12 protein-coding genes are annotated in these 12,785 nt (G+C 51.3%); 1 reads left to right on the top strand and 11 read right to left on the bottom strand.

Going from position 1 to position 12,785, the window contains the following annotated elements:
* Positions 1-71: 71 nt before the first annotated feature.
* The 11 genes from M0R30_RS05780 to M0R30_RS05730 all read right to left on the bottom strand — a co-directional run bounded on the left by M0R30_RS05780 (position 72) and on the right by M0R30_RS05730 (position 11,560).
* A complete protein-coding gene (locus M0R30_RS05780; RefSeq protein WP_292544541.1) occupies positions 72-1,304 on the bottom strand; it encodes a restriction endonuclease subunit S in 1,233 nt (410 codons plus the stop codon).
* Between the two features lie 24 nt (positions 1,305-1,328).
* Positions 1,329-3,137 (bottom strand): ATP-binding protein, encoded by a 1,809-nt coding sequence (locus tag M0R30_RS05775; protein WP_292544538.1) that lies wholly within the window; start codon positions 3,135-3,137, stop codon positions 1,329-1,331.
* 48 nt (positions 3,138-3,185) lie between these two features.
* The gene (locus M0R30_RS05770) at positions 3,186-3,620 is read right to left on the bottom strand and encodes a hypothetical protein (protein ID WP_292544535.1); all 435 of its coding nucleotides are present in this window, start codon (positions 3,618-3,620) and stop codon (positions 3,186-3,188) included.
* Positions 3,620-4,231, bottom strand: coding sequence for a hypothetical protein (locus M0R30_RS05765; protein ID WP_292544532.1), 612 nt, complete (start codon positions 4,229-4,231; stop codon positions 3,620-3,622). Before M0R30_RS05765 ends, M0R30_RS05770 begins: the two co-directional genes overlap by 1 nt.
* 307 nt (positions 4,232-4,538) lie before the next feature.
* On the bottom strand, positions 4,539-5,663 hold the full coding sequence (locus M0R30_RS05760) for a hypothetical protein (protein ID WP_292544530.1): 1,125 nt from the start codon (positions 5,661-5,663) through the stop codon (positions 4,539-4,541).
* A gap of 11 nt (positions 5,664-5,674) precedes the next feature.
* On the bottom strand, positions 5,675-7,228 hold the full coding sequence (locus tag M0R30_RS05755) for a type I restriction-modification system subunit M (RefSeq protein ID WP_292544527.1): 1,554 nt from the start codon (positions 7,226-7,228) through the stop codon (positions 5,675-5,677).
* An 81-nt stretch (positions 7,229-7,309) separates the two neighbouring features.
* On the bottom strand, positions 7,310-7,930 hold the full coding sequence (locus tag M0R30_RS05750) for a hypothetical protein (RefSeq protein WP_292544524.1): 621 nt from the start codon (positions 7,928-7,930) through the stop codon (positions 7,310-7,312).
* Entirely contained in the window at positions 7,927-9,015 is a 1,089-nt protein-coding gene (locus M0R30_RS05745; RefSeq protein WP_292544523.1) for a hypothetical protein, read from the bottom strand. Before M0R30_RS05745 ends, M0R30_RS05750 begins: the two co-directional genes overlap by 4 nt.
* A 595-nt stretch (positions 9,016-9,610) precedes the next feature.
* Positions 9,611-10,234: a hypothetical protein gene (locus M0R30_RS05740; protein WP_292544520.1), complete on the bottom strand. Its 624-nt coding sequence runs from the start codon at positions 10,232-10,234 to the stop codon at positions 9,611-9,613.
* Between the two features lie 610 nt (positions 10,235-10,844).
* On the bottom strand, positions 10,845-11,099 hold the full coding sequence (locus M0R30_RS05735) for a helix-turn-helix transcriptional regulator (RefSeq protein ID WP_292544518.1): 255 nt from the start codon (positions 11,097-11,099) through the stop codon (positions 10,845-10,847).
* 74 nt (positions 11,100-11,173) lie between these two features.
* Positions 11,174-11,560: a hypothetical protein gene (locus tag M0R30_RS05730; protein ID WP_292544515.1), complete on the bottom strand. Its 387-nt coding sequence runs from the start codon at positions 11,558-11,560 to the stop codon at positions 11,174-11,176.
* Between the two features lie 170 nt (positions 11,561-11,730).
* On the opposite strand from M0R30_RS05730, the gene M0R30_RS05725 reads away from it, so the two are divergent.
* Positions 11,731-12,696, top strand: a complete 966-nt coding sequence (locus M0R30_RS05725; protein WP_292544512.1) for a phosphoribulokinase — start codon at positions 11,731-11,733, stop codon at positions 12,694-12,696.
* Positions 12,697-12,785: the final 89 nt, after the last annotated feature.

Below are 12,785 nucleotides of genomic sequence, written 5' to 3'. Positions count from 1 at the left end.
CTTCCTGACAGGATTAAAGTATCTTCCGGTGATGAACGATGCTTCGGGAGCGTCCGGTGCAATCGTTCCCGTCAGGATGTGTTGATCCGAATCTTCGCGGTCATGAGATCGTGCAGGAGCGATGCGAACAGGGTGTCGAGCGCTTCTCTGCGGGATTTTTCGGCGGCGAGTTTTTTCTCTATTGGAGTAATTGTCTCCACAATTTTATCTTGTATCTTTTTTGGTGGGACGTCCACTGAGACCATACTGAATGTATTTCGATTTAATGTCGGTACTGAAACCCCAGATTTGTATTGAGTTAGATCGAGCTGTTGCAGTTTATAGTGAACAAATTTAGGATTGTTTCCTTTGAAGTCTTTAACGTATAATACAACATTGTGGGCCCAGAAATCTTCTTCAATATACATGGATTTTCCAGCGGATGATCCACTTCTCACAACCGTTACCCCTGGTCCTTTAACATTTGCATATTTATGGTATCCAATTATTGATGTTGCCCCAATTACCGGAATATTCCCTTTATGTATATCACAAATGCGGAGATCTTGACCCCTCTGCAATATACAAAAATCTTCAAATTTTTTTATTTCCCAATCTTCCGGCACCGGCCCAATCTCCGTCTCCTTCAGCGCCACCCGCTCCGCATACTCTGGCGGCACCGGGCCGTACGTGAACAGGTGCTTCATCATCGCCGCCTTGAGCGCCTTCGTCGCCGCGATCACCGCATCGGTCTTCTCCTTTGCTTCCTGCACGGTGCGGAGGGTGGTGGCGATGGCGTGCTGTTCGGGAAGTGGGGGGAGGGGGATGATGAAATTTTTCAGGCGCGATTGTGAAAGATTTGGGATTGTTGTTTTATTCCCTTCATCCTGATAAAATCCAAGAACATCCATCGCAGCCTGCATCCAAAACGCGATAAATTCCGGATTCACATCGTCATTTTTAACCCGTAGCCGGTGGAGGTGATTTTGATAACCACATGATTCGAGTTCTCCTCGCCACATCGCGGTTCTTCCAATATCTCCCCCCTCGCAGACTAAAAGATCCCCCGGCAATAAATTCAGCTTTTCAATTTCCTTCTCTGAAAAATCCATATAATCGAGTGTTGTTAGATTAATACCTCTCCAAAAAACGTTCAGTGTTCTGAGAAATGGGTGTTTGTTTGGTCCATCTCTCCGTGCTTTAGACATGGATATGCCTTGCTGCACGTTGAATAACTCACCGATTTTTTTGATTTGCCACTCCTCCGGTATCGAACCTAACTCCGTTATCTTGTATCCTTCTGGAATGTCAGACTCACAAATCACAGTAACTCCAAAAATATCGAGAAACTAGGTTGCAAACATTGCGATAATATCAAGCAAAATTTTTTGAATCTCTTCAGGGATATCATCTTTTTCAAATTGTGATAAAATTTCTTTATCACTAAATGAAATTTTATGTTTTTCAGTTATCGTAGTTCTGTAATTTTTTAACATTTCTTTGCAATCAGCTAAAGTGTATGGAATTTGATTCGCTGCGATTAAACTCGTATAATTATCTCTAAAAAAGAGATTTAACTCACCGGTTTTTCTAGTTCTTTCTTCAGTTGGTCCCCGAATATATGGCTCTTGTTGGACCAATAATGTCGTTCTTGTATTATCCTCAAATTCTTTAGCCTTTTCAATAAAGAATTGTTTAATTGATTCCTCGGTTAAATCATCAGGAATTGGTTTGCCCTCGTGCTTTGCATTCCATTTATGTATCAGCAATTTCGAGAGAATTTTCGGATCACATAAATATGACTCACGATTTCTTCGTTTTAAGAAATGTGATTTCTGACTCTTGAATTTTTGACTCGCTTTTTGTTTGTCTGCTATTTGAACATCCGTCGAAAAATCTCTGTCTGAAATATAGACATATTTTATCGGGACACCCAATAGTTTTTCAAATGCGGCAATTGTGTCGTAGGGCCATTTTTTAGTCGCACCTTCGGTCTCGAAAACCGTTAGTCCCCGGATCTGGGATAAAAATGTAGGAGAATAACGTATTCCTATAGCTTTGATAAATTCTTCATAATCTGCATCATTTCCTTCTACAAATAGAACTTTCCTCGATCTCAAAGTATCAATAACCTTCGTAGGAGGGAGCGATATTCCTCGATCTCCAAGTAGGGGTATTAGTTCTTCGAGATTTTGAGTTTGCAAGGGAGTTTCAAAATTTCTATCAATTACGAGAACATTTTCGAGCCCTGCGGAATCAATAAATGTCGGGCTGTGTGTTGCAATAATCAATTGGATATTCCTTCGTTCGGAGAGCTTATGCAATAAATCGAATGAAATTTGTTGAAGATCGGAATGCATATGCGAATCAGGTTCGTCTAATAAAGCCACTCTAGATTCATGCAAAAAGACAAAAACCAGCAAATTAATTAGCTGCAAAAAACCAGAACCTGCGGATATACAGTCGAATTCGCAATTATCCTCACTGTACAAAACAGAAAGCCATTCGTCTTTATTTTCGTCAAAAGGGACATCAATACCCTCTAATTGAAAAATTGGTGAAACAATTTGTTTAAATTCATTCCATTCATCAGGAGAATTTTGTTTTAAGCGATAGATCTGGTTACGAAGGACTTCATTCTGTCTCCCTTCAGAAATTAAACGCTCTTGAGATATCGCTCGAAACAACTCTTCTTTAACCGTAATTCCAATAGTGCTAGGAACATATACGGGTTTTAGATTTTTTGTAATTTTTTCATAATCATCCTTCGAGATTTTTATTTTATTACCATCTACCATCAGGTTGCGACTAAATGCGGGGTAAATACTAAAGGAAAGTTCTGGGATATCTTGGAATTTTATTCTGAATTTGATCCGTGAGGGTTTTCCACCTTCCCTGGTTTTTTGGTGATAAAAAATATCTTTTGAATTAAAATATGGAAAAGCACCAATTTCAGGGACCTGCGTTTTACCGAAAACAACTTCTGTATTAGATGATGTATCTGCTGTTTTCTCGATGCACCAAAAGACTGTCTGGAGGGCGTGAAAAATTGTTGTTTTCCCAGAATTATTTCCGCCAACGAGAAGATTCAAGTGACCAAATTCAATTTTGTATTTTTTAAATCCTTTAAAATTTTCAATAATAAGTTCCTGTATCATGAGGCCCACGACTCACTGTTGATATGGATAATTTACCGATTGGAAGTATTAAGTTGTTTGATTAATCGGATAATTCACATAACAAAACGACTGAGGCGCAACAAACCGCTCGAACACCGTATGCGGATCTACTGGCTCGGGATATGGCTCCAGGCCCTCAATCCGGATCGCATATCCGGTATCCCGGTCAGAAAAATATTCGAAGAACTCATGTTCGCTCAGGCCGGAGACATCACAGTACTGTTCCCACAAATATTCGGGATACTCTTTGACAATTTTACCAAGCCGGAATCGGGCAACAATTTTCTTCTGTGGAGAAGTGGAATAAATGTACACCGTTTTTACGGATTCATCCTTGAAAATCTGCTTGCGGAACTCGTACTGCTTGGTCCCGTCCAGAATCGCCCTGACGTATTTCGGTTTAATGGAAAGCAAAACGCCGGTCAATACCCCACGTTGCCGGCCATGATCCGAATTCCCCATCACCACCCCTGCTTCTTCAGCAGAGCCAGCCCTGTTGACGGCTTGATGAGCTCCATATTGTAATCTGCCATCAGGTTTTTCTTTGCAGCCTTGATCAAAGGCTCGTCCTTGGTCACAAAATAATCCGCACGGTTGATGATCGCCGTTGTCAGGAGCGTTGCGTCCTGCGTCTTGGCATCCTTTGTGAGGAACAGGAGCGGGGCATAGATCGACCAGTATTCCGGGACACTCTCGGAGGATTCTTCAGGGAGATAAATGATTGAACCATCTCCTAACAGCGTATCAAAAGATCGAAGGGTCTGATTGTAGACTGCCCTGAAGCATTTTCCTGGAATATCCGGATTTACCCGGGCATCCCGCCACCGCGATATTGGCATGCCCTTATTGAACAGGATAATGCTTCTCAGTTCGTCCTTCACTGCATAAAAAAGTTCATTGATGGCAAGGGAAGAGACATAGAACTCGTGATCTGAATGGGGGATTTCTTCTTTAACAATTTCATTAATGAACGAAATCGAATCGACATAATGATTGGTGTAGACATCGCGGAATTCGGTAGTGAGATGATACCCGTTACAGAGAATATCGAGAACCCCGCCGGATCCAAGCACCCAATGGGTCAGAACATTTGCATCAATGAACCAGACTTTACTAGAGATAGTATCGCCTCAAAAAATCAGTGGCTTTTTTTCTTCTTGGAACTCCACAATCCTTTGATCTGGCCGGCCTCACCAAATTTACTTGAGTGTTGGCGGATCTCATAGTATCTCTCTGTCACCGGGTTGTAGATACGTTTCTTAACGGTAGAAGGCGACATGGTGTCATGCTCCTGTTATTCTTGTATTATTCGTGCTCTGGCTATATACCTGTTTATTGATCTCATGAAGGACGGTTGTGTCTTCACGTTTCCGGGGAAAATTACGTCCCCCGGATCTGCGCAAGGAAATAATCCAGAACCCTGACAAACTGGTCAAACACCTGAGGGTCCTTTAACGTACTCAGGGTGAATGACGGGTACCCGGCAATCTTCTTTTCGGGGATATTCATGCCGGGAATAGCATTGATCATCTCAAGAAATTTCAGGCGCTGTTCATCTGACGCAAATGCAGTATACCCCTTGAGCCTCCCGAATTCAAAGTCACTCCGGCCGCTTGTCCTCACTGCAATTACCTGATACTGCCCCTGTTTGAAATCCAGCAGGGGGTAGAAGGAACCCTCCTGAGTGCCTTCGCCCCACCAAATCCGGAGTTTCCGATCCTGTGCCCACGTGAGAATTTGCTTGGCAACCCTGACTTCGTCTTCGGATGTTGTATTCTGAAGAGCTGCCATGAAATCCGCTTCATTCCATTTCCGCTTCTGGACTGTTCCCTTAATCCCGGTCTGCTGGATTGTCTGACCGAATACTTTTGGCACAACAACCTGGTGCTCTTCGCTGATGAACTGGGGGATATCCACAGCCAGAATTACTGCTGGTTTCATCTGGTTCCGGAGGAACCGAACGATATTTTTCAACGATGGGGGAATGGCATCCGATGCGAAAACGATGCGGATTTTCCCCGCCCGCAGATTCGTATATGCAGTATCCCAGAACTCATCGAGATTCTTATCAGGGCCGAGAAATTCTGCCAGCGCTTCGGTTGCATCCCGTTTCTGGATTGCACAGGTCTGCCTGAACATTTCCTGCAGATCTTCAAGCTTCCAGTTGGCGACAGCGTTTCCGGCATATTCCATTACCTGCCCGACAATCGTTCTCCGTATTTCTGGATTCGTACTGAGTTTTACCTCAATAAAAACCGGAATGCAGTCATTTCCGATTAACAGGATATCAAGCCAGGAGGGTCTGACCGCTTCTTCAGACTCATAGGTCGGAGCTTCGTTTTTTATCAATAATAATCCGATATCGTTCAGATCCGGATAATCTGAAAATAACAGATTCGGATGGGTTGCAAGAAGTGAATGCAGGACTTCTTCTTTTTCATACATCTTGGGATCCAACTGGCGGATCTCATCATCCTTCTTCAGCAAAAAAATCGGTGACGTCATGCTATTATCCTCTAATGTTTTTCCTCAATACCGAGTCCCAGCCCCGCCAGCACCTTCTTCAACTTCTCATCCGCGTCCCGTCGCTCCTCTTCAGCTTCCCGCAGCAGCACAACCGCATCCTCCAGGGGGAGCGTCTCGTCCTTCCCGTTCTGCGCAACGTACCGGGACGGGCTCAGGTTGAAATCGTTCTTCGCAACGTCAGCCGCGGAAACAATAGCGCTGATCCCGTCCACCGCATTCCACTCCCGGAAAATCCCGGCAACCTGCGCAATACTCTCATCCGGCATGAAGTTCTTCGGTCGCCCCTTCTGGAAGAGTTTCGAGGCATTGACCAGCAGGCACTCACCCTTATGCTGCTTCTTCCGGTTGATAACGAGGACAATCCCCGGAGCCGTCGTGTTATAGAACAGGTTCTCCGGCAGGAGAATGACCGCTTCCACGAGATCGTGCTCCGCGAAATATTTCCTGATGTCGCGTTCCCGGTTCTTCCCGGTATTCCCGCTGCCCCGGGAGACCGCGCCGGTGTCGAGCACAACGGCCATCCGCCCGTTCTTCTTTAAGGAGGCGAACATGTGCTGGATCCATCCCCAGTCAGCGCTGCTGGAAGGAGGGTACCCGTACGCGAACCGGTTGTATGCGTCGGTCTCGTAGACTTTCTGCTCGAAATCCTGGTTCCACATCGGGTTTGCGGTGACGATATCAAACGGGCGGAGCGCTCCTTCGGCTTTCAGGAATGCCGGGTGCTCCATCGTATTGCCCAGCGCGATCTGTGCCTCCATGTCGTGGATGAACGTGTTCATCTTCGCCATCGCAAACGTCCCGTGCTGGTTCTCCTGCCCGCAGAACTGGAGCGGAGCAACTTCCGGATCATTGTGATACCGCTCCCGGAAGTTCATCGCACACTTGATCAGCAGGCCACCGGACCCGCAGCACGGATCATAAATCTCCTCACCCGGTTTCGGATTGAGGAGTTGGGCCATGAGAATGGCAACCTCACGCGGGGTATAGAATTCCCCCGCACTCTGCCCAGAACCTTCCGCAAATTTCCGGAGCAGGTATTCGTAAGCCCGTCCGATAATATCCGGTTCTACGTCCGCGAGCCCGAGCCGGTGTTTTCCCATCACGGTGATCAGCGTTTTGAGCGAATCGTCTGTGATGATCCGTTGACCGGCTGCTGTCGCATTGAAATCCACGATATCTATCGAACCCTGGAGCTTGGGATTCTCCCGGGCGATGGATCGCATCGCGTCGGTGATATGCTCACCGAGTCCTGTGCTCTTCCGGGCTAAGGAATCCCACCGGGATTCAGCCGGGAGGTAGAAACGCACCAGCTGGTGATCTTCCGCGAGGATCTTTTCCACGATCTCCCGCCCGCCATAGTTACTCTCAAGCTTTTTTGCTTCATCATCGAAAACATCAGACAACCTCTTCAGAAAAATGAGAGGCAGGATATAGTCCTTGTATTTCGGGGCATCGATCTCCCCGCGGATTTTACAGGCCGCCTCCCAGAGCCAGCCTTCGAGAGTTGTGATGTCCAGTCTGGTATTGTTGGAAGATTGCGCCATGAAGATCCTGCAGAATAGTATCGCGAAGAGACGATGAATAAGATTCCTGAATTCTCATGGAAGAAAAAAGAAGTAACCGGCTCACCCCTCCCCCATCATCCCCGCCACCATCCCCCCGATAATCAGATCGATCCGCCGTATCCGGTCCTTGATCCGGGTCCACGAATCTTCGTCAACGAACTCAGAAATGTCTACATCATCCGAATACACGAGAAGCTTTTCCGTATTGTAGTGGTGTCGCCCGGGATCGGCAGCCGCATCAGCAGGTTCGTCCGTCGCCACTGACCATCCCATGATCCAGACAAGTGGGCAGCTATCGGGCTTCCCCGGAAGCGGGACATTCCCCGGAGTCCCCGGATCCGGTGGATTCCCGGCCGGCCGATCGTTGACCGCACCCTCATGCAGCCTGATGGCTCCCGGCTGACCCCCGCCAAGCATAACGCGGAGCGTGTCGCGGAGGGAGGGGGCGAAGTCCTCATCCCCCGCCGTGGCGATCGCATCGACTGCTTCGAGCGCCTGATCGATGGCCGGAATCCCGGCCTTGAAATTGTCGCCGACATAGGCATCGATCTTCATCGCGAACTCGCCCTCTTCCCTGTCGGGATCCGCCATCGCACTCACCGAGACCGAGACGAGCTCGGCGATGCCGGATCGTTCCAGATCCTTCCTGATGTCCGGGCGGAGCGCTTCGATCAGCTTCATCCCTCCCCCCCCATCACCTTTGCCGCGAGCCGCCGCGCCTCGGCTGCCCTCGTCCCCGCTTCCGGATCTTCCTGCAGGAAGACCGGGTCGATCTCGTCACGGATGCTGTACCGGGGTTTGCCGTCATCCATCATCGCCGCCCAGACCGAGAGCCGGTACAGGCACTTCTCCTCCTCCCCTCTTTTCCGGAGGGAGGCAAAGAGGTGGCGCGTCGTCTGCGAGCCCGTGGCCATGATCGTCTGCTCGCAGACGGTTGCCAGGAGCCCGGTTCTCTCCCGCATCCATTCTGACGAGACCGCGTTCTGGTTGATCGCGGCAAGATAGTCCATCGCGATCGATTCCCGGTCCGGCCCTTTCTCGATCGTTCCCACGATCTGCATCTGGAGAACCAGGAACTCCTGTCCCCTGAGCAGGCCCTCCCGGACCTCCTCGGCGGTCAGTTCCGGCACGTCCAGGGGATACTGCGGCGCACCGAGGACTTCGAAGACCGGCTCTGATCTCTCCGGGTTCTCATCGCCGGCCACCCCTCCCTGTACAACCATCGGTCCGGTACCTGCTCCGCGGCTGTGCGCCCGATCGCGCGGTCGCCTGCCGCCCCGGTGGTGCCGTCCCGCGCCCGGCCCCGGCTCGCCCGGCAGGGGCCGGGGCTTCCCGCCCGCAAGTACCCGCTCGATCTCCTGCCGGCACGCGAGCGCCCGGCCGGCAAGGCCGGCATCGATCTCAAGGAACTCCGGATCGATCCGGTCGAGGACCCGGGTCCGGCGCGATTTATCGTCCGAGACCCGCCCGGCAACGACCAGCCGGTACAGCATCCGGTCCATCCCGCCGTCTTTCTCAACGAGCGTGAGGAGCCGGAACCGGGCCTGATCTTCCATGTCGAGGATGTACGACCGGCAGACACCGGACAAGCGGGCGTTGATATCCGGGATCCCTTCTTCTTTCCCGTCGGGCCGGTGCGGCGGCGTGAACTCAAGCATAATGCCCGGCCCCTGCTCGTGGCGCACGAACTTCACGTGGAGCTCGGCGCCACCGAGCACATCTTCATCGAATTCAAGGTAATCGTTCTTCCTGGTTGTTTCAGTCATGGATACTGACCTCCTCACAGGTCTCCAACATTCTTATCGTCGGTACATTCATGGATATCCCCGGTCGCCGGAAGGCCCCCTTCGGGGCAGTCCAGCCTGTCCGGATCGGAAAAACTGCACTGACGGCTTGCCATATGTGGTTATTTCCGGGCGCGGAGATAGTGCATTTACGCGAATCTGGGGCGAGAATGACATTTTCCCAAAACTGATGTGTGGTTTAGGGGAACGAACCTGCCGGTCCGGCCGGTATGAGAGCCTGAAGGAGGCAGAAATGGCCTCAGATGGGCCTATGCCGGATACCCGTTCCCAACCCCTGTAATGCCGGGGTAATGATCCCCCGGAGGATCTCACGGATCCCCCCGGTGGCCGGGTGGCTGCGTTCCGGACGGGGCCTCCAGCCTGTCCGGTTCGGAAAAACCGCAATAACGGCTTGCCATATGTGGTTATTTCCGGGCGCGGAAATGGCTCATTTATGCCAATTGGGGGAGAAAATGGCAGTATCCCAAAACCGATAGGTGGTTTTCGGGAACGAACCTGCCGGTCCGGCTGGCAGGAGGCCCGGACGGGGGCTGAAATGGCCTCAGATGGGTTCATCTCAGATCCCCTCCCCGTTTCCTCCGGCGACATTCCCCGATCCTGCCCGGGCCGGGGATCTCCTGCCGGTCTTTCCTGCTGCTGTCCCGTTGCTCTCCCGGCACATCAGTTCCAGGATTGCCGGGTGGAGGAGATCCCGGATCCCTGCGGCCTTCCGCACCGCGTTCCGTTTCCGGTGCCAGCGGCGGAAGATCTCGTACGGGTCCGGTGGGGGCGGCGATGCCGGCACGGTCGCCGCGTTGGCCGCTGTAGTCTCCACGCATCCGGTCTTTAAAGGGAGCACCGGCGTTTCCGCGGGTGACAGCCCGAGACTGTCGATCTCTTCGATGCCCGTATCCCCGACTTTGAAATACCGGAGCGTTCCGTACCGCGAGTACAGCCAGAGCTCGCAGGAGACCGGCCCCTGACGGGGGACGGCCCTGAGCCCTGCAATCGTCGTGGCTAATTCTGCTTCTACCTGCCGGATGTCCGCGGAAATTTTCTGTGCGAATCGTATCCGGACGATCACGAACCTGCCGCTCCCCGCGATGATGAAATCGCCGAGGTTGAAGAGCGACGGGATGAAGATCATCACGTGGCCCCTCCGGGTTGCGATGGGGAGCGCAAACGCTATTCCCCGGGGCATATCAGTCCCTCCTTTCACGGAGTGCACCTCCTCCGGATCTTCCGGCCGCCAGCGCTGTTGCCCGCGGTCGGTCCCGGAACTTTTTTCCTGTTCATGGTTGTTCACCTGGATTTCTGAATCGTAGCCTGTGTTTTCCTGTGGTTCTGCGGCACGTCGTCGGGCGGCAGGTCCCCTAATCGTAATTGAACACGGGGAAGTGCGCCGCGTCGTGTACGCGCTCGCGTGGCCATTTCGCTACACGGGGATTTTTTTGTTTAGACCCTGCGGGTGCGGCACGCGATACTTCCCACAAAGCCTCCGGGGTACGAGTGTACCCGGCCGCTACGGATATACGAGCAGCGGCGAACCTTGTGATCAGCTCAGGTTCGATGCGGTCTATTATATATTTGGTGGTGAAAGGTTGTGACGAAATAATTTTCGACAGTCAACGGGGCGTGAATTGCGGTTGGAATTTCTGTAACCGTTCGATTAGCTGAATGAACTGCGCGGAATTGTTGTCGTGTGGATTTCAGAAAATTTCAGGCTATTGAAAAAAGAAGGAGGGACTCAGAGGAGGATAACTCGTCCAGATGGAGACGCTCATTATCGACAGGTACAGTGCGTCGTATTCTCATTCCTCCAGTACGACCCGGGCCGCCGGCCCATCCTGCCCGTACGGACCATCCTGTCTGTCATCATCGAAAATAAACAGCTCGTCGATCGTTGCGTTCAGCGTTTTTGCCACGTCATGGGCGAGCTTGAGGGACGGGTTATATTTTCCCTGTTCCAGAAAGACGATCGTCTCGCGGCGCACGCCGACTTTTTTCGCCAGATCGTCCTGGGTCAGCGAGAGGTTGTTGCGGTATTCCTTTATCCGTGTCTGCATAGGATCCCCGGAACCTGTAATCCCGGTCTGGTCGTTTTCATAGTTATTCTCAGTGATGCAGGGACAATACCCTGTCACCCAACATCCCCATTACGGAAGAGCCAGATCTGGTAGATGACAGCTGAGAGTGCAAGGACAAGGATCGAGAGTGCGAGTGCATTCTGTACGCTGAGTGTGAGCATGTTGAGCTCATCCAGCCAGAAGAGGCCGGTCATGAAGAGGAGACCGGTGAGCCACGCATAGGTTATCCCATATGCCCCAATCTTCTTCGATCGCTCGTCTGATTCCGGGTCATCGCCATATCTCCTGTGGCGGATGATCCCGGTGATCAGGAACGCAAGGCCTGCACAGAGAAGGAGGATTCCGATGATTCCCTCCCCATTACTCATCACGAGCACAGTAAGGCCACTTGCGGTCATCAGCGCCCCGATCATGATCCGGTAGAGATTTCTTGGTTTCATGGTCTTCACGTTTGTATGTTATCTATTTCTAACACAAATCTATATTAATGTTATCTATTTCTAACCCATCTTTGGAAATGTGTTAATTAGATCACATTTTACTGTTATTACCAGTGCAGCACCATTCACAGGGTCTTAATATGGATCTGCACCAGACAGGTACTTACCCCATGGACTATCTTCCCAACTTCAAGGAGATCATTGCACATTCCCCCATCGTCTTCACCATCGGTGTTGCGGGGGACAGCGGGTCGGGAAAGACCACGTTCACGAACGCGATCCGGCAGATATTCGGGCCAACCCTGGTATCCACCATCACCCTTGATGATTACCACACGTACGACCGGGAGGAACGGAAACGGCTTGACATCACTCCCCTCCACCCGGATACCAACAATCTCACCAAGCTGGAGGAGGACATCGCCCGGCTGAAGCAGGGACTCCCCATTGAAAAACCGGTGTACAACCACACCACCGGCCGGTTCGATCCACCGGTTCCATTCTCCCCGCAGAAGATCCTGATCCTTGAAGGGCTGCACACGCTCTTCACCCCTCGCCTCCGGGAACTGATGGACTTCTCCATCTTTGTCGACCCGGAGAAAGAGGTGAAATACGCATGGAAACGGCTCCGCGACATGGAACGCCGGGGCTACAGCTCAACGGAAGTTACAGAGGAGATTGTCCGACGCGAGAAGGATTATGATACGTTCATCGCGCCGCAGCGGTGTGAAGCGGATGCGATCATCCGGATCGCGCACTCAAAGTACGGGAAGGACAACGGCCCCGAACGGAATGTCTACAATATCTCCCTCATGCAGAACCGGATGCGGCGGACGATCACGGATATCGATCTCAATATCGACCTCTTCTCGCTCCTCTCGTTCCATGACCGTGATTTCCTGATTGAGTTCTCCACCCAGTTCGTGGACTGCGCGAAGATGCGGGTGCTCACGTTCGATGGTGAGATGAACTACGATACGATCCATAAGCTGGAGAAGAGCATCGAGTACCAGACCGGCGTCCACCCGATCGCCATGTTCGAGGGGCGGGAAACGGTTACGCCCACGGATATCATCCAGCTCATCCTCTCCTGGCGCATCATCCACCGCCGAATCTTCATCCGGGAACGTGCCTGACCCCGGAGGGCATTTCCCTCCCCATGTACAGTACATGAGTGCATTACCTGAATGGAGACAATACTTTGTTGTGTTCCCGCAACCAATCA

This window comes from Methanoregula sp., assembly GCF_023227875.1.
Classification (GTDB): domain Archaea; phylum Halobacteriota; class Methanomicrobia; order Methanomicrobiales; family Methanospirillaceae; genus Methanoregula.
Note: the sequence above shows the minus strand (reverse complement) of the source record. Positions and strands in the feature narration are given on the sequence as shown.

Excerpts from the sequence above, each read along its gene's own strand:
- M0R30_RS05770 (WP_292544535.1), bottom strand. The coding sequence starts at position 3,620 with ATGGGGAATTCGGATCATGGCCGGCAACGTGGGGTATTGACCGGCGTT.
- M0R30_RS05755 (WP_292544527.1), bottom strand. The coding sequence starts at position 7,228 with ATGGCGCAATCTTCCAACAATACCAGACTGGACATCACAACTCTCGAA.
- M0R30_RS05750 (WP_292544524.1), bottom strand. The coding sequence starts at position 7,930 with ATGAAGCTGATCGAAGCGCTCCGCCCGGACATCAGGAAGGATCTGGAA.
- M0R30_RS05775 (WP_292544538.1), bottom strand. The coding sequence starts at position 3,137 with ATGATACAGGAACTTATTATTGAAAATTTTAAAGGATTTAAAAAATAC.
- M0R30_RS05740 (WP_292544520.1), bottom strand. The coding sequence starts at position 10,234 with ATGCCCCGGGGAATAGCGTTTGCGCTCCCCATCGCAACCCGGAGGGGC.
- M0R30_RS05745 (WP_292544523.1), bottom strand. The coding sequence starts at position 9,015 with ATGACTGAAACAACCAGGAAGAACGATTACCTTGAATTCGATGAAGAT.
- M0R30_RS05735 (WP_292544518.1), bottom strand. The coding sequence starts at position 11,099 with ATGCAGACACGGATAAAGGAATACCGCAACAACCTCTCGCTGACCCAG.
- M0R30_RS05730 (WP_292544515.1), bottom strand. The coding sequence starts at position 11,560 with ATGAAACCAAGAAATCTCTACCGGATCATGATCGGGGCGCTGATGACC.
- M0R30_RS05725 (WP_292544512.1), top strand. The coding sequence starts at position 11,731 with ATGGACTATCTTCCCAACTTCAAGGAGATCATTGCACATTCCCCCATC.
- M0R30_RS05760 (WP_292544530.1), bottom strand. The coding sequence starts at position 5,663 with ATGACGTCACCGATTTTTTTGCTGAAGAAGGATGATGAGATCCGCCAG.